18 protein-coding genes are annotated in these 16,630 nt (G+C 69.4%); 14 read left to right on the forward strand and 4 right to left on the reverse strand.

What is annotated here, in order from left to right:
* Positions 1 to 43 precede the first annotated feature (43 nt).
* Entirely contained in the window at positions 44 to 613 is a 570-nt protein-coding gene (locus ACFV5N_RS00270; protein ID WP_385592123.1) for a DUF5324 family protein, read from the reverse strand.
* Between the two features lie 171 nt (positions 614 to 784).
* Between ACFV5N_RS00270 and ACFV5N_RS00275 the strand changes: the two genes are divergently transcribed.
* Both ACFV5N_RS00275 and ACFV5N_RS00280 read left to right on the forward strand, forming a co-directional pair.
* The gene (locus ACFV5N_RS00275) at positions 785 to 1,306 is read left to right on the forward strand and encodes a peptidylprolyl isomerase (RefSeq protein ID WP_385592125.1); all 522 of its coding nucleotides are present in this window, start codon (positions 785 to 787) and stop codon (positions 1,304 to 1,306) included.
* A 90-nt stretch (positions 1,307 to 1,396) separates the two neighbouring features.
* On the forward strand, positions 1,397 to 2,281 hold the full coding sequence (locus ACFV5N_RS00280; RefSeq protein WP_385592127.1) for a rhomboid family intramembrane serine protease: 885 nt from the start codon (positions 1,397 to 1,399) through the stop codon (positions 2,279 to 2,281).
* A gap of 183 nt (positions 2,282 to 2,464) precedes the next feature.
* Here ACFV5N_RS00280 and crgA read toward each other — a convergent pair whose 3' ends face one another.
* Positions 2,465 to 2,725, reverse strand: coding sequence for a cell division protein CrgA (gene crgA / locus ACFV5N_RS00285; RefSeq protein ID WP_019432154.1), 261 nt, complete (start codon positions 2,723 to 2,725; stop codon positions 2,465 to 2,467).
* A gap of 109 nt (positions 2,726 to 2,834) precedes the next feature.
* On the opposite strand from crgA, the gene ACFV5N_RS00290 reads away from it, so the two are divergent.
* The 6 genes from ACFV5N_RS00290 to ACFV5N_RS00315 all read left to right on the forward strand — a co-directional run bounded on the left by ACFV5N_RS00290 (position 2,835) and on the right by ACFV5N_RS00315 (position 7,276).
* Entirely contained in the window at positions 2,835 to 3,572 is a 738-nt protein-coding gene (locus ACFV5N_RS00290; protein WP_385592129.1) for a DUF881 domain-containing protein, read from the forward strand.
* A gap of 91 nt (positions 3,573 to 3,663) precedes the next feature.
* On the forward strand, positions 3,664 to 3,846 hold the full coding sequence (locus tag ACFV5N_RS00295) for a hypothetical protein (protein WP_019432156.1): 183 nt from the start codon (positions 3,664 to 3,666) through the stop codon (positions 3,844 to 3,846).
* The gene (locus ACFV5N_RS00300; RefSeq protein ID WP_385592131.1) at positions 3,846 to 4,499 is read left to right on the forward strand and encodes an aminodeoxychorismate/anthranilate synthase component II; all 654 of its coding nucleotides are present in this window, start codon (positions 3,846 to 3,848) and stop codon (positions 4,497 to 4,499) included. Before ACFV5N_RS00295 ends, ACFV5N_RS00300 begins: the two co-directional genes overlap by 1 nt.
* Positions 4,496 to 5,707 (forward strand): class E sortase, encoded by a 1,212-nt coding sequence (locus tag ACFV5N_RS00305; RefSeq protein ID WP_385592133.1) that lies wholly within the window; start codon positions 4,496 to 4,498, stop codon positions 5,705 to 5,707. Before ACFV5N_RS00300 ends, ACFV5N_RS00305 begins: the two co-directional genes overlap by 4 nt.
* Positions 5,691 to 6,467 (forward strand): class E sortase, encoded by a 777-nt coding sequence (locus tag ACFV5N_RS00310; RefSeq protein ID WP_385592135.1) that lies wholly within the window; start codon positions 5,691 to 5,693, stop codon positions 6,465 to 6,467. Before ACFV5N_RS00305 ends, ACFV5N_RS00310 begins: the two co-directional genes overlap by 17 nt.
* A 245-nt stretch (positions 6,468 to 6,712) precedes the next feature.
* Positions 6,713 to 7,276 carry a dihydrofolate reductase family protein gene (locus ACFV5N_RS00315; protein WP_385592137.1) on the forward strand — a complete coding sequence of 188 codons (564 nt, stop codon included), beginning with the start codon at positions 6,713 to 6,715 and terminating at the stop codon, positions 7,274 to 7,276.
* A 300-nt stretch (positions 7,277 to 7,576) separates the two neighbouring features.
* Here the strand turns inward: ACFV5N_RS00315 and ACFV5N_RS00320 are convergent, their stop codons facing one another.
* Together ACFV5N_RS00320 and ACFV5N_RS00325 are read right to left on the reverse strand one after the other, a co-directional pair.
* Positions 7,577 to 8,716, reverse strand: coding sequence for a GNAT family N-acetyltransferase (locus tag ACFV5N_RS00320; RefSeq protein WP_385592139.1), 1,140 nt, complete (start codon positions 8,714 to 8,716; stop codon positions 7,577 to 7,579).
* Positions 8,709 to 10,010, reverse strand: a complete 1,302-nt coding sequence (locus ACFV5N_RS00325; protein ID WP_385592141.1) for an acetyl-CoA carboxylase biotin carboxylase subunit family protein — start codon at positions 10,008 to 10,010, stop codon at positions 8,709 to 8,711. The genes ACFV5N_RS00320 and ACFV5N_RS00325 overlap by 8 nt, the downstream gene beginning before the upstream one ends.
* A gap of 213 nt (positions 10,011 to 10,223) precedes the next feature.
* Between ACFV5N_RS00325 and ACFV5N_RS00330 the strand changes: the two genes are divergently transcribed.
* The 6 genes from ACFV5N_RS00330 (at position 10,224) to ACFV5N_RS00355 (ending at position 16,539) form a co-directional block, all read left to right on the forward strand.
* Positions 10,224 to 11,477 (forward strand): MFS transporter, encoded by a 1,254-nt coding sequence (locus ACFV5N_RS00330; RefSeq protein WP_385592143.1) that lies wholly within the window; start codon positions 10,224 to 10,226, stop codon positions 11,475 to 11,477.
* 1 nt (position 11,478) lies between these two features.
* On the forward strand, positions 11,479 to 12,312 hold the full coding sequence (locus ACFV5N_RS00335) for an alpha/beta fold hydrolase (protein WP_385592145.1): 834 nt from the start codon (positions 11,479 to 11,481) through the stop codon (positions 12,310 to 12,312).
* Positions 12,313 to 12,448: 136 nt separating this feature from the next.
* Complete coding sequence (locus ACFV5N_RS00340) at positions 12,449 to 13,183, forward strand: class I SAM-dependent methyltransferase (RefSeq protein ID WP_385592147.1); 735 nt, start codon at positions 12,449 to 12,451, stop codon at positions 13,181 to 13,183.
* Positions 13,184 to 13,187: 4 nt separating this feature from the next.
* Positions 13,188 to 14,474, forward strand: a complete 1,287-nt coding sequence (locus ACFV5N_RS00345; RefSeq protein WP_385592149.1) for a peptide ligase PGM1-related protein — start codon at positions 13,188 to 13,190, stop codon at positions 14,472 to 14,474.
* A gap of 4 nt (positions 14,475 to 14,478) precedes the next feature.
* A complete protein-coding gene (locus tag ACFV5N_RS00350; RefSeq protein WP_385592150.1) occupies positions 14,479 to 15,096 on the forward strand; it encodes an SET domain-containing protein in 618 nt (205 codons plus the stop codon).
* 45 nt (positions 15,097 to 15,141) lie between these two features.
* On the forward strand, positions 15,142 to 16,539 hold the full coding sequence (locus ACFV5N_RS00355; RefSeq protein WP_385592152.1) for a KamA family radical SAM protein: 1,398 nt from the start codon (positions 15,142 to 15,144) through the stop codon (positions 16,537 to 16,539).
* Positions 16,540 to 16,630 lie beyond the last annotated feature (91 nt).

A 16,630-nucleotide genomic window follows, 5' to 3' on the forward strand; every position in this document is an offset into this window, starting at 1 on the left:
CCGCCGGGCCCTCACCCGTATCCGGTCCGCCGCCCGCGGGGCCCTACGGCCGGTCGTTCCCGTCCAGGACGTCGGGCCCGCCGGTGGAGGTGGCCGCGTCGGCCTCGGTGGGCGGGCTGGGTTCCATCAGCCAGTCGGGGCTGGACTGGCCCTGCCACCAGCGCCAGGCGAGCACGGCCACGCCCACGGTGAGGCCGGCCACGCCCACGCGCCGCATCCTGCGCCGGCGGCGCGCTGCGCAGCGGCGGCGGTGGACGGCGTGCTGGATCTCCTCGGGCGTGACCTGGCCGCGCAGTGCGGCCAGCGCCGCGGCGGAGCGGGCGGCCGCCTCCTGGGAGGCGGGTCCGGCCGCCGCGATGGCCGCCTCGATGCGCGGTCCGGCGATCTCCCGGGTGCGGACGGCCGCGATCCGGGCCCGTTCGGCGGCCCGTACGGCGGCGGCGTCGACGCCCTCGGGGAGGTTCTGCCGGGCCTGGGCGAGCCCCTGCTGGAAGCCGTCGCGGGCATATCCGGCCGCGCGCTGGGCATGCGGAGCCATGTACGAGCCGGCGTCCCTGGCGTAGCAGGCAGCCTGGTCGCGCAGAGACCGGACCCGCTGGGATGTGTGGGGCATTCGTCCTCCTCCGTACCGCTTTACCGTGATAAACGACCTTCTCACCACTTGTGTGGAAATCATGCCGCCTGGGGGAGGTCTCAGCACGCGAAACGGGCATCCGGGCGCAGGGTGTGTCGCCGCCGCATGGCAGGATCGTTGACCGTCACTGACGTAAACGGAAGGTACATCGTGGCTGAGCAGCTGTACGCCACCCTGAAGACGAACCGCGGCGACATCGAGGTGCGGCTCTTCCCGCACCACGCGCCGCAGACGGTGCAGAACTTCACCGAGCTGGCTCAGGGCACCCGTGAGTGGGTGAACCCGGAGACCGGTGCCAAGACCACCGAGAAGCTGTACGACGGCACGGTCTTCCACCGCGTGATCAGCGGCTTCATGATCCAGGGCGGCGACCCGCTGGGCAACGGCACCGGCGGCCCCGGCTACAAGTTCAAGGACGAGATCCACCCCGAGCTGGCCTTCACCAAGCCGTACCTGCTGGCGATGGCGAACGCCGGCCCGGGCACCAACGGCTCGCAGTTCTTCATCACCGTGGCCCCCACCACCTGGCTGACCGGCAAGCACACCATCTTCGGTGAGGTCACCGCCGGCCAGGACGTGGTCGACGCGATCGCCACCACGGAGACCAACCCGCGCACCGACCGCCCCGTCAACGACGTGGTGATCGAGTCCGTGGTCATCGAGAACCGCTGAGGCGCTCCCCGCACCTCGGGAACCATTGAGGCCCCCCTGTCCGTAGGATCAGGGGGGCCTATCCATGGTGCCGGGACCCGAGGGGATGTCATGACGGAGCAGCAGGGGCAGCAGCAGCCCTCGGGCCTGGCCGTCTGCTACCGCCACCAGGACCGGGAGACCGGCATCCGCTGCACCCGCTGCGAGCGCCCCATCTGCCCGGACTGCATGATCTCGGCCTCGGTGGGCTATCAGTGCCCCGGGTGCGTGCGGGGCGCCTCGGCGGCCGGCCGGGGCAGCGCGCCGCGCACGCTGGCCGGCGGTTCGCTGGTGGCGGACACCCGGCTGGTCACCAAGATCATTCTGGCGCTCAACGTCGCCGTGTTCATCGCGGTGCTCTCGGCCGGCGACCGGCTGGTCACCGACCTGGGGATGCTCGGGCACGCCTGGGACCCCTCGCGCGGCGGCTGGGACTTCATCGGCGTCGCCGACGGCGAGTGGTACCGGATGCTGACCTCGGCCTTCCTGCACCAGGAGATCTGGCATGTGGGATTCAACATGCTGGGGCTGTGGTTCCTGGGCCCGCAGCTGGAGGCGGCGCTCGGCCGGCTGCGGTTCACCGCGCTCTATCTGATCTCGGCGCTGGCCGGCTCGACCCTGTCGTATGTGCTCGCGGCGCCGAACCAGCTCTCCCTCGGCGCCTCCGGGGCGATCTTCGGCCTGTTCGGTGCGACCGCCGTGCTCATGCGCCGGATGAACTACGACATGCGGCCGATCGGGATTCTGCTGGCGATCAACCTGCTGATCACCTTCACCTGGTCGGGCATCGCCTGGCAGGCGCACATCGGCGGTCTGGTGGCCGGGGCGGTGATCGCGTACGGGATGGTGCACGCGCCGCGCGCCCGGCGGACGCCGGTGCAGGTGCTGACCTGCGTGGCGGTGCTGGCCGTCATCGTCATCGCGTGCGTGGTCCGCACCCAGCAGCTGGTCGGCTGATCCTACTTATCCACAGCCCGGATGAGGTTGTGCACACCCGGTAGCGGCCCGCGTTTTCCGACCGTTTCCGCAGGTCAGCTACGGTCGGACCACTCCGCCCGACCAGGGGGCCGGAACGTCCGGCACCGGTTATCCACAGCCCATCCGATGATCACTGTGGATAACCCCGGGGACCGGCCCCGCTCACTTCCACTGCGTCGAGACGACGAACCCCACGGCGATGAACCCGAAGCCCACCACGATGTTCCAGTTGCCCAGCGCGGCCACCGGCAGTTCCGCCTGCGTCACGTAGAAGAGCACGATCCACGCCAGACCGATCACGAACATCGCCAGCATCAGCGGGGCCACCCAGCGACGGCCACCCATGTCGAGCTTGGTGCTCTCCTTCTTCTCCGGCGCGTGGAAGGCGGCGTCCTTCTTCTTCCGGATCCGGGACTTCGGCACGAGGGACTCTCCTGTCGATCGTGCGGCGGCTGGGGCGCGCACAGCGGTGGGATCGTCAGCTAGCGTAGTGCTTCCACGGCCGATACAGGAGACCAGGGGTGGGAGTGGGATGCGAGTGAACCCGATCCGCCCCGCCCGCCTCGGCACCATAGCCGTCTTCGCGCTCGCCGGTCTCCTCTTCTGGGTCAGCTTCAGCGTCTCCGGCGGCAGCAACATCCGCACCGACGACTCCCTGCTCCAGATGTCCGACCTCATCAGGGAACGCGACCGCGACAACGCCCGCCTCGAAGCCGACGCCGCCGAACTGCGCGCCGAGGTCGACTCCCTCACCAAGCGCGAGAACGGCGCCGACCCCGCCGGCAGCGAACGCCTCGCCCGCGCCGAGGACGCCGCCGGCCTCACCGAGCTGACCGGCGACGCCCTCACCGTCACCCTCACCGACGCCCCGCCGGACGCCGTCCCCCTGCTGCCCGGCCTCCCCGACCCGCTGCCCAACGACCTCGTCATCCACCAGCAGGACCTCCAGGCCGTCGTCAACGCCCTGTGGGCCGGCGGCGCCGAGGGCATCCAGGTCATGGACCAGCGGCTGATCTCCACCAGCGCGGTGCGCTGCGTCGGCAACACCCTCATCCTCCAGGGCCAGCTCTACTCCCCGCCCTACACCGTCACCGCCGTCGGCGACCGCGACACCCTGCGCGCCGCCCTCGACGAGGACCCCGCCATCCAGAACTACCGCGCCTACGTGGACGCCTACGGCCTGGGCTGGAAGGTCGAGGAGAACGAGAACCTCACCCTGCCCGCCTACAACGGTTCCACCGCACTGCATTACGCGGGCCCCACCGAATGACCTGATCCCCTGAAGGGCGCCCGCCGCCCGTCGTACCCTTGGGACACGCGGCGCCGCCGCGCGGAGCGGGACACGAAGGAGAAGCGACGCCATGTACGGCTGGATCTGGCGGCACCTGCCGGGCAACACGCTGGTGCGCGCGCTGATCTCCCTGGTGCTCGTCCTCGGGGTCGTCTATCTGCTGTTCAGCTACGTCTTCCCCTGGGCCGAACCCCTGCTCCCGTTCAACGACGTGACGGTCGACGACCAGCAGGGACAAGGGGCAGCCGGCTGATGAACGCACGCATTCTGGTCGTCGACAACTACGACAGCTTCGTCTACAACCTCGTCCAGTACCTCTACCAGCTCGGCGCCGAGTGCGAGGTCCTGCGCAACGACGCGGTCCGCACCACCGACGTCGCCGCCGACCGCTACGACGGCGTGCTGCTCTCCCCCGGCCCCGGCGCCCCCGAACAGGCCGGTGTCTGCATCGACATGGTCCGCCACTGCGCGGAGCGCGGCATCCCCGTCTTCGGGGTCTGCCTGGGCCTGCAGGCGATGGCCGTCGCCTACGGCGGCGTCGTGGGCCGGGCCCCCGAGCTGCTGCACGGCAAGACCTCCCAGGTCGAGCACACCGGCGGCGGCGTCTTCGCCGGGCTGCCCTCCCCGCTCACCGTGACCCGGTACCACTCGCTCGCGGTCGCCGAGGGCACCGTGCCCGAGGTGTTCGAGGTCACCGCTCACACCCAGGGCGTCGTCATGGGTCTGCGGCACCGCACCCTGCCGGTCGAGGGCGTGCAGTTCCACCCCGAGTCGGTGCTCACCGAGGGCGGCCACCGCATGCTCGCCAACTGGCTCACCGTGTGCGGCGATCCGGGCGCCGTCGAGCGCTCCCACGGCCTGGCCCCGGTCGTCGGACGAGCCGGCCGGCAGGAGCCCGCGGCGTGACCGACGGGCGTGGGGGCGAGGAAGGAACCTGGTACCCCGGGGAGGACGCCTACTACCCGCAGCAGCACCACCCGCCCCACGGGCAGCAGCAGCCCTACCAGGACCCGTACGCCGGCTACCCGCCCCCGTACCAGGGCGCCCCGCAGGACAGCCCCCCGCAGAACAGCGCGGCGTACGACAGCGCCCCGTACCCGGGCACCCCCACCGACCCGCAGACCGTCGGCCTGCGCCCGCCGGCCGATCTGCGCCCCGACGAGGCCGCCACCACCGTCCTGCCGCCCGTCCCCGCCGAGGAGAGCCCAGCCGGCCCCGCGCCGCTGCCCCCGCCCGGAGAAGGCCGCGCCGCCCGCCGCAAGGCCGCCCGGGCCGCCGGCCGGCACGGCGCCGGCGCCGCCGACCGCCCCCCGGCACGCCCCGGCACCCCGGCCGCCGACACCACCGCGCTGCCCGAGACCGGCGGCCGCGCCGCCCGCCGCAAGGCGGCCAAGGCGGCAGCCAAGGCCGCCAAGCAGACCGGCACCGCCATCAGCAACGTCATCGGCGAGCTGTTCATCACCACCGGCGTGCTGCTGATGCTGTTCGTCGTCTACCAGCTGTGGTGGACCAACGTCGAGGCCCGCGCCCACGCCAACGGCCAGGCCGACTCCCTCCAGGAACAGTGGGACCGCTCCGGGACCGACGAGGAGGACGAGGACACGGAACGCGAACCCGGGGTGTTCTCCCCCGGCGAGGGCTTCGCCATCATCTACCTGCCCACCCTCGATGTCCGCGCCCCCATCGCCGAGGGCGTCGACCCCAAGGGCGTCCTCGACAAGGGCATGGTCGGCCACTACACCGCCGAGGACCGGCTGCCCACCGCCATGCCCTGGGACGAGGAAGGCAACTTCGGCCTCGCCGGCCACCGCAACACCCACGGCGAGCCGTTCCGCTTCATCAACAAGCTCGAACCGGGCGACCCGATCGTCATCGAGACCGAGACCACCTACTACGTCTACGCGATGGCCTCCCGGCTCGACTCCACCTCGCCGTCCAACATCGCCGTCCTCGACCCCGTCCCCGAACAGGGCGGCTTCACCGAACCCGGCCGCTACATCACCCTCACCACCTGCACACCGGAGTTCACCTCCACCTACCGGATGATCGTCTGGGGGCAGTTGACCGAGGAGCGTCCCCGCAGCGAAGGAAAACCCGATGCCCTCGTCGACTGAGACGCCCGACACCGCCCAGGACCCCGAGCCCGCACCCGGGCCGGAGCCCGCGGCGAAGCCGGCCCGCGGGATACGCGGCCGGGTCGCGTTCGCCCTCTCCGTCTTCGGCGAACTCCTCATCACCGGCGGCATCGTCCTCGGGCTCTTCGTCGCCTACTCGCTGTGGTGGACCAACGTCGTCGCCAACCAGGAGGCGTCCCGCGCGAGCGACGCCGTGCGCGACCACTGGGACACCGAGGAGGCCGGCCCCGAGGACCCGGCGGCCTACGACCCCGCCGACGGCATCGGCTTCCTGCACGTCCCCGCCATGACCAAGGACGAGATCCTCGTCAAGGAGGGCGTCGACCTCGGCACCCTCAACGGCGGGGTCGCCGGCTACTACGACGAGCCCATCGAGTCCGCCATGCCCTGGGACGACGAGGGCAACTTCTCCCTCGCCGCCCACCGCGACGGCCACGGCGCCAAGTTCCACAACATCCACCGGCTCACCGACGGCGACGCGATCGTCTTCGAGACCCGCGACACCTGGTACATCTACCGGGTCTACGCCGTGCTGCCGGAGACCTCCAAGTACAACACCGCCGTCCTGGAGCCCGTCCCCGAAGAATCCGGGGCCACCGAGGCCGGCCGGTACATCACCCTGACCACCTGCACCCCGGTCTTCACCTCGCGCCACCGCTACATCGTCTGGGGCGAGCTGGAACGCACCGAGGCGGTCGACGAGCAGCGCACCCCACCCGCCGAACTCACCACGGACTGAAACACGCCAGCCCAACGTCTTGGATGACGCCCGGAAGGCACAGGCAGAGACGCCTTCCGGGCCGGCAAGCCGACGGACGCGAGGGATCGCGGGCCGTGGACGCCATCGACACGCCGGAGTCGCGCGCGGGAGGCCGGCGCCGCCCGGCGAACCCTTCGTCCGGCCCAGCGGTACCCGCGAGCCGCGATGAGTCCCGCACCGCCCGGCAGTCGTACGGTCGAACCCGGTACCGAGGAGGGCTTCTCATGCGCGACGTGACCTATTCGATGAGTGTCTCACTCGACGGCTACATCGTCGGGCCAGACGGCGGCTTCGACTGGACGACTCCCGACGCGGATGTCTTCCGCTTCTGGATCGACGACATCCGGGAGGTCGGCGTCCACCTGCTGGGGCGGCGGCTGTACGAGACGATGCTGTACTGGGAGACCGCCGACGCGGACCCCACGCTCGACGCCTCACAGCGTGAGTGGACCGCGTTGTGGAAGCGACTCCCCAAGGTGGTGTTCTCCACCACCCTCTCGGCGGTGCGGGGCAATGCCCGCCTGGCCTCCGGCAGCGTGGCGGAGGAGATCGGGCGGTTGCGAGCCGAGCCGGGGGAGGGCGAGATCGCGATCGGCGGCGCGACGCTGGCCGCCGAGGCAGCCGCGGCAGGTCTGATCGACGAGTACCGCGTCATGGTCCACCCGGTGCTGGTGGGCGGTGGCATTCCGTTCTTTGCGCAGCACGAGCGCCGGGTGGATCTGGAACTCGTCGAGACCCGCGCCTTCGGCTCGGACGTCGTCTACCTCCGCTATCGCGTGAGGCGCTGAGCAGGCCCCGCTCGTCCTGGACGGTCTTCGGCGCATGCGCCGCCCACCACACGCGAAGAGGACCCCCCGCCCTGCGTTTCCGCAGGTCAGAGGGGGGTCCGGAGAAGTGGAGCCCAGAAGAGTCGGACCCGGCGCTATCCCGCCGCCCCACGGAAAAATCGGAAAACCGGAAAGACACCCTCTTTTTGCCTTCCTGCGTCCTTCTCCGTTCAGCTTGACCGGCCCCCGTGCTGATGTGTCCGCACGGACCCGATATCCGTTGCTGGAGAGAACCCGACCGCCCACGGCGTGGGTCAGCGACTACTCGACGACCGCCGGCCGGACACCGTCGGCCAGCCTCTCCACGCACTCCCGGGCGGCTGGTGTCAGGGGCTTGAGATAGAGGAGTTGCGGGAGTGCGGTGGTGCCCCGGAGGCGTTTCGCTTCGTCCGCGCTGATGCCGTACTCCAGGACGCGGATCTCGGGAGCCGAACAGCCGTAGGAGACCGGCAGGTGGTAGCCGACCAACGAGTAGAGCGGCAGTCCGCGGCCGGCCTTGTAGTCGAAGCCGGCGTGGAAGCCGTACATCCGGTCCGCGTGGTGCAGCCACAGGGTCATGGCGACGACCTCACCCTTCAGCGAGGCGGTGAATACGGAGGCCGTGAGGTGGGTGGCGATGGCCGCGAACCACTCGGTGAGCTGCCTCGCCGACGACGATTGCCCGTACTTGCGCTCCAGGTTGTGGGCGAGGATACCGACCCGCTCCACGGTGGAGTTGTCCAACGGGAGATGGTCCGTGGTGACGCCGGCCTCCCGGCAGATCCTCAGTTCCTTGCGCCGCCGCACCCTGCGCCGCGACGGCAGTGTGGCGAGGTAGGACTCCAGGTTCGGATGGTCGCAGGAGAGCACGTGCCGGTCAGGGGCCGGCAGTTCGAGGTAGCCGTCCTCGCGCAGGACCTGCCGCAGCGCGCTGTCGGAGGCGTCCACATAGGGCAGACACATCGACGCGCACGCCCACGCGCGGCCGACATCGACCGCACGCGCGAGGAGCGCACGGCGCGCCGCCTCCGACTCTCCCTCGGAGGCTCCCGGCGCGATCATGACGGTGGAGTTGAACCAGCCGCCACAGGTGAGCGAGGGCAGCAGGCCGCTGGCCATCGCCGCGTCGGACAGGCCGCGGGACTGGGGCAGCGCCCGCACCATCAGGTCGACCCGGCAGGTATCGTCGTCCACCCCGTGGTCGAAGCTCTGCAAGGTGGCACCGGCGATCAGACGGCCGTCCCGCCCGGTGACCAGGCAGCCATGGGCAGCCGGTACCCACGGACCGGTGCCGGTCTGCTCCACTGCCAGCCAGCGGGGGGTGCAGAACAAGTCGGAGGGGCCGCACAGGTCGGCCCACGGAGCGAGTCCACGAGTCTCCTCCAGGGACAGCAGGTCGCTGTCGTACGGTCCGTCAGACATCGTCGTGTCCCACTGGGGTGACCGTCACCTGCTGGGCAAACCACTCCCCGGTATCGCGGAGTATCGCCCGGACCTCAGCTTCGCTGGGCGCGCGGACCATTGCCTTGGCGACCAGCAGATGCGAGGCCCGCCGTGGATCCCCCAGGATGTCGCCCGGTACGGCCCATGTCTGACCGAGCACGACCCCGGGCCGTGCCTCGATCTCCTCCCGTGTGGGGAGACTGCGCAACCGGCCGGTTGGGGCGGGCAGGTTGACCCAGCCGAAGGAGTCCGTCCGCGGCTCCTCGACCGGCACCGGTGCGGGCGGAGGGCAACCGAGGGCCGCCGCAGCCCACACGGCGTAGAGATCGACGCCGTACTTGCTGCGGACCACGTCGAGGATCAGCCCACCGCCAATCCGTCCGGCGCATTCGCCGAATACCAGGCCTTCGCCGTCGACGAAGGCTTCCAGGTGGAAAACGCCGTCCGCATGGCCGAGGGCGGTGAGCGAGCGTTCGGCCAACCGGTGAGCCCGGGCGACGAGGGGGTCGGAGTCGTCGAGGGTGGCGGATGCGACGAGGTGTCCGTCGTGCACCGTGATCACGTTGTGCAGGTACCGGCTGACGGACAGCACCTGGATCTCGCCACCGCGTATCGCCCCGTCGATGTGCAGCTCCTCGCCGTGCACATACTCCTCGACCAGCCATGGCCCGACCGGCGCATCACTGCTCGCGATCTCCTTCAGCGCGCTGTCCGTGTCGGACGTCTCCACGACGTGGGTGTGCTGGGCTGCCGCACCCGCCAGAGGTTTGATCACGAACGGGGGAACGAGCTCGGCGTCGCGAACTTCCTCCCGCACCGCGGCGAGGTCGGAGAGCCGCCGGCACCGGGCGGTCGGCACGTTGGCCTCCCGAATCCGGCGCTTCTGGACGGCCTTGTCCCGTAAGGCGAGCGCGACGGGGACAGAGAGCGGCAGGGCGTCGGCCGAGGAGGAGCCGGCGAGAGCGTTGAGGACGGCCGCAGTCACGAGGGCGAACTCATCCTCGGTGCAGACTGTCTCGAACCGGTCCGGCGTCAGCCCATATCCGGCCAGTGCCCCAAGGACGTCCTCGACGTTCGTGTGGTCGCGGGCCACCGCGATCGGGCCGTCGAACCCGGCCTCGGCGGGCTTGCCACGTTCAGCGGCCGAGACCACGCACATGACCCGGGTACCACAGGCCTGGAGTGCGTCGACCGCCTCGCGCTGCCATCCGAGATACAAAGTGGAAGGATAATCGACGTGATACCCGTCCCATGTTGTCTCTCGTTCAACCATTTCGCTCCTTTACAATGCCGCTGAATGTTCGTCAATGCCGCCTCGCGTCGACCGGCGAAACTGACCATCGTCCGGTCACTTGACGCGGCAACCCCAGTGGGAGATGCTTGCACGGGAATCAGGCAAAGGCAATGTTGTGTCCGGCCAGCGAAGCGGTAGGGGTGTACTGCTTCTCGAGCCAGTGGGGGATCTTTCCATGGATGTCGGTGAGTAATGGAAGCCGAGCAGAGATTATCCGAGCCACCTCGCCCTCCCGTCACTTATCGCAGCGTGCTGGGAAGTCGCAATGTTCCTCAGTTGCTACTCTCGGCATCGCTGTCCCGGCTCGCCCACGGAATGCTTATCTTTGTCGTCGTTCTGTATGCGATCGATGAATTCAATTCCGCAGTGATCGCGGGGCTGGGTGGCTTCTTCCTCACGTTCCCCGGGTTCTTCGTGAGCCCTGTGGCAGGGGCGGTCCTCGACCGGTTCGGGGCCCTGCGTGCGGTCGCCTTCGACATGGTGGCCAGCGCGATCTTCATGATTGCCTTCGTCACGCTCGCCGTGAGCGAGGCCTTGACTCCGACACTCTTCTGCATCATGCTCGGCCTGCTGTCGGTGACCCGTCCGATGACCGACGGCGGTATTCGTACACTCTTTCCGCAGTTCGTTCCCGATGAAGCGTTCGATCGCGCCAACGCACTTGATCTCAGCAGCTACTCCGTCATCGATGTCGGTGCACCTCTCGTCGCCGGGATTCTTTTCGCCTGGGGTGGCGCGAATCCGACCCTCGCTGTGGTGGCCGGCATGTACCTCTTGGCGGCGGCGAGCTTGTCCTTGTTGCGCGGAGCCGGCAGCCCGCAGGTTCGCGAAAGTGCACCAGGAACTCTTTTGAGGTCCGCCTGGGAAGGCATTGTTTATCTGGTGCGGCACGCCACTCTTCGAGGTCTTGCCGTTTCCTATTCCCTCTTCCAGGTGACCGGCGGAATGCTGATCATCATCGTTCCGGTGGCCGTCACCGAATGGGTCACCGACGGCGGAGAACCCGGGGCGTACGTCGGGGTCATCTGGGCCGTGGTCGGTCTGTGCGGCGGCCTGGGGGCACTGGCCGCCGGCCGGATCGTCACCTCCGGCTCCGAGCGCCGGGTGATGGGGCTGACGCTGGTGTTGGGCGCCTTCGCGGTTTTCCCCTTCAGCGCGCTCGGGTCGCTGGTCGCGCTCCTCGCGGGCCTGGCCGTTTTCGGGCTGCTGGAGGGGATGGTGAACGTCAGCCTGCTCTCCCTGCGCCAGCGGCGTACCCCCCCGGACTGGCTGGGCCGCATCATGACTGTCTCCATCAGCGTGAACCTCGTCGGCTACCCCATCGGCACAGCACTCGGCGGTGCCCTGGTCACCACAGCAGGTCCCGGCACGGCCCTGGCAGTCGCGGCGGCGATCACCCTCGTGTCCGCGCTCTGCGTCCGTCTGCTGATCCCTCGGGAGGCGTGAGATGCCGATCCCTCTTACCGCTTCCCGTTGGGGAAGCGGCCCCCTTCTCGTGTGCCATCCCGGTGGTCCTGGGCTGCACCCCGACTACCTCGCATCGCTCGAAGCGCTGGCGGAACACCGCACTGTGATGGTCGTGCATCCCCGGGGTGTGGGGCGCACACCGGCTGCCGCCGAATCCGACGACTACGGACTCGACGCCTACACCGCCGACCTCTCCGCCTGGATCGACCGGGAGGCGAGAGGGGAGCCAGTTGACCTGCTGGGCCACTCGCACGGAGGGATCGTGGCCGGCCTGCTGGCGGCCCGGCGACCGCGGGCCGTACGTCGTTTGGTGTTGATGGCTACACCCGCCTACGGCGGCGACGAGGCGGACACGAGGGCTCACGAGGGGTACCGGGCGCGGCGGGACGAACCGCTGGTGGCCGCCGCCCTGGATACTCTGGAGCGACACGACCGGCTGCCGGCGGACGGTGGCGCCCTGGGCCGGCTCGTCGCGAACCTGCTTCCCCTGTGGATGGGGCCGGACCCGCACGCCGTGACGCGCTGGCAGCGGCGCCTCGCCGAGCTACCCGCGAACCCCGACGCGTTGCACCATTTCAACACCCGCGTCCACCCCGTGCTGACGACCGAACTCCTCGGGCTGCGGGAGATCCGTGGCCCGACCCTCGCGGTGGCCGGCGACCTGGACAGCCTGGCCGGCCCCGACCACCTCCACCGTCTCGCCGCGCTCGTGCCCGGCGCGCGGACCGTCACGCTGCCCGGCTCCGGGCACATGTGCCACCTTGACGCCACGGAAGCCGTGATACGGGCCGTCGCGGATTTCCTGCTCGACTGATCGCCGACTGGCGAGTCGTGAGGGCCGCGCCGGACGAGGACCAGACCGGTGGAACGGACAACAGGGGGTGGCCCCGGTCGAACTCGCGCAGATGAGGGCGACCGAGGACCGCCGAGACTATCGAGAAGAGGCCACCATGAGCACATCGCAGGACTGGCTCGAAGAGGACTCCAGTGAGTTCGTGGAGTTCGGCGACTACTTCGTGCCGGACCGTCAGACGCAGATCGACACCGTCCTGTCCCTCATTCCCCCGCCGGACGAGCCGGTCGAGATGTTGGACCTGTGCTGCGGCCCGGGTCTGCTGAGCAAGGGTCTGCTGGAGACCTTCCCTCAGGCGACCGTCGTCGGGCTGGACGTCAGCCCCACCATGCTGGAGACCGCACGCCGGGAACTGTCCGGATTCGGTGAGCGCTTCGCAGCCGAGCACTTCGACCTCGGCAGTCAGGCCTGGCGGAGCCGGCCCCTGGCCCCGGCGGCTGTCGTCTCCTCGCTGGCCGTTCACCACCTCGACGGCGAGCAGAAGCAGTCCCTCTTCCGTGACGTGCACAGCCTCCTGCGGCCCGGTGGTGTGCTCGTCATCGCTGACCTCGTGCAGCCAGTCGGGGCGCGTGGTCTGGCCCTCGCACGCGAGAGCTGGAACACGGCGGTCAAGGAGCAGAGCCTCGCGCGCCACCAGAGCCTCACCCCGTACGAGAAGTTCCACCAGCTGGAGTGGAGCTGTTACGAGTACCCGGACGAACTCGACAAGCCCTCACCTCTCCCCGACCAGTTGCGCTGGCTGAACGAGGCGGGCTTCGACGAGGTGGACGTGTACTGGATGCGGGCCGGACACGCTGTCTACGGCGGCGTCAAGGCCGAAGGGCGACGGTGATCACATGCGACGCGACCATCCTCTGCTGATCCTGGGAAACTTCGTCAACGAACTGATGGTGACCCGCCCGGTACACCATCACGCGGACGCCCTCATCGCCGTGTCCCCCCGCAAGATCTGGTTGACCCAGCCCGGTGACGTGTTGGTGACGCCCCGACCCGTACCGCATGCCCTCCGCGACTACGCCTGCGGCCTTCTCGGGTTCCCCCCTGAGGACGTGTTACTGCTCGACGCGCCGACTCCCGACCTGGAGACGCTGACCACCGCAGTGAGCCGGGACGGCCTCGTCGATCGGCTGCGCATCGAGTTGGGCGAGCGACCCGGCGCCCGCCTCCAGGCGTTCGCTCAGGATCGTCCTGCCTTGTCACTGGCAGCCGAACTGGGTGTGCCCGTCGAGGGGTACGGCCCGGACGGGGTGCCCGACAGTGCCACCGACGCGGTCTACCGGATGAACACCAAACCGGGCTTCCGTGACGTTGCCCAGGAGTGCGGTATCCGGGTGGCGTACGGGTTCACCTGCGGAACGGAGGAGGACCTGGCGGACGGACTCCGCAAGGTACTCGCCGAGCACGGCGGAGCGGTGGTGAAGCCGACACGTGGCTCCAACGGCTACGGCGTCGCCTTCTGGGACACCGAAGACCTCCCCGAACTCGACCGCCGACTCGCGGAGTACGTCGCCGGCCTGGCTGAACAACCCGTGGGCTGGGTCGTCGAGGAGCGGCTCGACCTCGCGCGCGTCGTCACCGTCGAGATGGAGGTCGACGACGCCGGGCCACGCGTCCTCCACGTCGGTGAGATGCGGACGCCGAACGGTAGTTTCACCGGTCAGATCACCCCGCTGGTCGCCAGTTCCGCCGCTGTCGGCGAGCTGACCGAGGGCGGGCTCGCGCTCGGTCGTTACCTCCACCGGGCCGGCTACCGGGGGCCGTTCGACATCGACGGCGGCATTACCGCCGACGACACGCTGTACGCGACCGAGAGCAACGTGCGGAAGACCGGCTGCACCTACCTCGACCTGCTGGTACGTCGACTTCTCGGCGAGGACGGTGCCGCCCGAGCCGTCTGGCTGGCCGACTCCCGACAGGGCACGGCCGATCTCGACTTCGTCGCAGGCCTGGAGCGGATCCGGCGGGCCGGGTTGGCCTTCGAGCCCGGCGCGCAGCGCGGTGTGGTGCTGACCGCCGACACGTTGGCCGTGGACGGCAAGTGGCGCTACCTGATCCTGGGCACGAGCCACAACGAGGTGGACGCCATGGAGGCAGCCCTCGCCGGATCGCTGGGACTGGGGTGACCGCGTGCTCACCAAAGGTGTCGACGTCCGCCCGAGTCCCACGCACAACGTGGGACTCTTCGCCACCGAAGCCATCCCGGCGGGCACTGCCGTGTGGCTGCCGTGTCCGAAGTGCTCGCGCTGGTCAGCCGATGAGGTGGCACGGCTGCCGGAGGACCGGCTCGCCGTCCTGGATACCTACGGGCATCTGCTGAACGACGGGAGCCTGTTGCTGCCGTGCCTCGGTGCCTACCTGATGAACCACTCGTGCCGGGCGAACGTACTCGATTTCGGCCTCGACTTCGGGGTGGCCGTCCGAGACATCGAGGCCGGAGAGGAAATCACCTGCGACTACGCCACGTTCACCGAGGACAAGGGCTGGCGAATGGACTGCCGGTGTGGCGCCCCCGGTTGCCGGGAGGTCGTCACCACGGCCGAGGGCGGCGACTCAGCGCTACGTGCCGTGTGGCAGGCCCGGGTCGAGGCCGTTCTGCCGCGCATCGCAGCGGTGGCGCAGCCGCTGCACGACGTGCTGGTCGACGTGAGTGAGTCCTACCGGCGTGCCAGGGCGGGGGCAACCGCGTTGGCGCAGGTCTCCACAGGCGCGAGCGTGTGCGCCCCCACGCTGCGGTCGCCTCCCTGACCCCTCTTCCTGCGAGAGTCGGACGATGTCCATTTGAGAGGACCTATGTCTAGCATCCCGCACCAGCCGTACACCTATCGCCGGCACGAGGCGGAGGAGCCCGATCCGCGTCGCTTACCCGGCTGGCGCGCGGTCACGGACGAGGAGTGGAACTCCGCACAGTGGCAGCGGGCCCACTGCGTCAAGAACGCACGCCAGCTCAGGGAGGTGACCGGGAACCTCCTCGGGGACGTCTTCTTCGCCGACCTCGAGCGCGACCAGCGGGAGCGCGCCACGATGTCCATGCTTCTCACCCCGCACGTGATCAACACGATCGCTCCCGCGGTCATGTCCCACCGCTCGGGCCAACTCACCGACGCCTACTACGAGGATCCGGTCCGCCGTTACATGCTGCCGGTGTTCTCCGATCGCCGCCGTGACTTCCCCTCCCACCCCTACGCCCAGCGCGATTCCCTGCACGAGCGCGAGATGTGGTCGGCGGAGGGGCTCACACACCGCTATCCGACGAAGGCGCTGGTCGAGCTGGTGGCCACCTGTCCGCAGTACTGCGGACACTGCACCCGCATGGACCTGGTGGGGAACTCCACCGCCCAGGTGGAGAAGCTGCGGTTCTCGTTGCGTCCGCAGGCCCGCGTTGCGGCTGTCCTCGACTACCTACGCGCCACGCCAACCGTACGCGACGTCGTGGTCTCGGGTGGAGACATCGCCAACCTTCCGTGGCCCCGGGTGGAGGCGTTCGTCACGGAGCTGCTGGAGATCGAGTCCGTACGCGACATCCGGCTGGCCAGCAAAGCGCTGATCGGACTGCCCCACCACTGGACTGATCCGGCAGTACTCGCCGGACTGCGCCGGCTGACGGCTCTCGCCCGACCGCGGGGCGTGCAGATCGCATTCCACACACACGCGAACGCCGCCCAGCAGATCACCTCCAGCGTCGCGGCGGCCTCTCGGGCGCTGCTTGAGACGGGGCTGCGGGATGTCCGGAACCAGGCGGTGCTCCTGCGGTCCGTGAACGATTCCACAGAAGCGCTTCTCGACCTGTCCTTTGCGCTCCTCGACTCCGCCACGATCATGCCCTACTACGTCTATATGTGCGACATGATCCCCGGCAGCGAGCACTGGCGGACCTCAGTTGCCGAGGCCCAGGAACTCCAGCACTCCATCATGGGATACCTTCCCGGGTTCGCCACCCCCCGTGTGGTCTGCGACGTGCCCTACGTGGGAAAGCGGTGGGTACATCAAGTCTCCGACTACGACCGCACCCTGGGCATCTCCTATTGGGCGAAGAACTACCGCACCCGCCTGGACGCGGATGACGAGAAAGAACTCGACCGGCTCTACGAGTATCACGACCCCATCGACACGCTTCCGCCGGAGGGACAGCGGTGGTGGCGGTCGCGCCTCATGGACCGCGCCGATGGCAACGGGGTGGTCCGAGCCTGATCCGCCGGTCCGGCCGTAGCCAATGACGAAACCGTCGATCTGACGGACGAATTGAGTACCGAGACCAGCACGTGGGAGTCGTGGCCTCGCG

Source organism: Streptomyces sp. NPDC059853 (genome assembly GCF_042731495.1).
In the GTDB taxonomy this organism is placed as follows: domain Bacteria; phylum Actinomycetota; class Actinomycetes; order Streptomycetales; family Streptomycetaceae; genus Streptomyces.

Excerpts from the sequence above, each read along its gene's own strand:
- ACFV5N_RS00290 (WP_385592129.1), top strand. The coding sequence starts at position 2,835 with ATGCGAGTGAACCCGATCCGCCCCGCCCGCCTCGGCACCATAGCCGTC.
- ACFV5N_RS00340 (WP_385592147.1), top strand. The coding sequence starts at position 12,449 with ATGAGCACATCGCAGGACTGGCTCGAAGAGGACTCCAGTGAGTTCGTG.
- ACFV5N_RS00295 (WP_019432156.1), top strand. The coding sequence starts at position 3,664 with ATGTACGGCTGGATCTGGCGGCACCTGCCGGGCAACACGCTGGTGCGC.
- ACFV5N_RS00355 (WP_385592152.1), top strand. The coding sequence starts at position 15,142 with ATGTCTAGCATCCCGCACCAGCCGTACACCTATCGCCGGCACGAGGCG.
- ACFV5N_RS00345 (WP_385592149.1), top strand. The coding sequence starts at position 13,188 with ATGCGACGCGACCATCCTCTGCTGATCCTGGGAAACTTCGTCAACGAA.
- ACFV5N_RS00270 (WP_385592123.1), bottom strand. The coding sequence starts at position 613 with ATGCCCCACACATCCCAGCGGGTCCGGTCTCTGCGCGACCAGGCTGCC.
- ACFV5N_RS00325 (WP_385592141.1), bottom strand. The coding sequence starts at position 10,010 with ATGGTTGAACGAGAGACAACATGGGACGGGTATCACGTCGATTATCCT.
- ACFV5N_RS00280 (WP_385592127.1), top strand. The coding sequence starts at position 1,397 with ATGACGGAGCAGCAGGGGCAGCAGCAGCCCTCGGGCCTGGCCGTCTGC.
- ACFV5N_RS00300 (WP_385592131.1), top strand. The coding sequence starts at position 3,846 with ATGAACGCACGCATTCTGGTCGTCGACAACTACGACAGCTTCGTCTAC.
- ACFV5N_RS00335 (WP_385592145.1), top strand. The coding sequence starts at position 11,479 with ATGCCGATCCCTCTTACCGCTTCCCGTTGGGGAAGCGGCCCCCTTCTC.
- ACFV5N_RS00310 (WP_385592135.1), top strand. The coding sequence starts at position 5,691 with ATGCCCTCGTCGACTGAGACGCCCGACACCGCCCAGGACCCCGAGCCC.
- ACFV5N_RS00320 (WP_385592139.1), bottom strand. The coding sequence starts at position 8,716 with ATGTCTGACGGACCGTACGACAGCGACCTGCTGTCCCTGGAGGAGACT.
- ACFV5N_RS00315 (WP_385592137.1), top strand. The coding sequence starts at position 6,713 with ATGCGCGACGTGACCTATTCGATGAGTGTCTCACTCGACGGCTACATC.
- ACFV5N_RS00330 (WP_385592143.1), top strand. The coding sequence starts at position 10,224 with ATGGAAGCCGAGCAGAGATTATCCGAGCCACCTCGCCCTCCCGTCACT.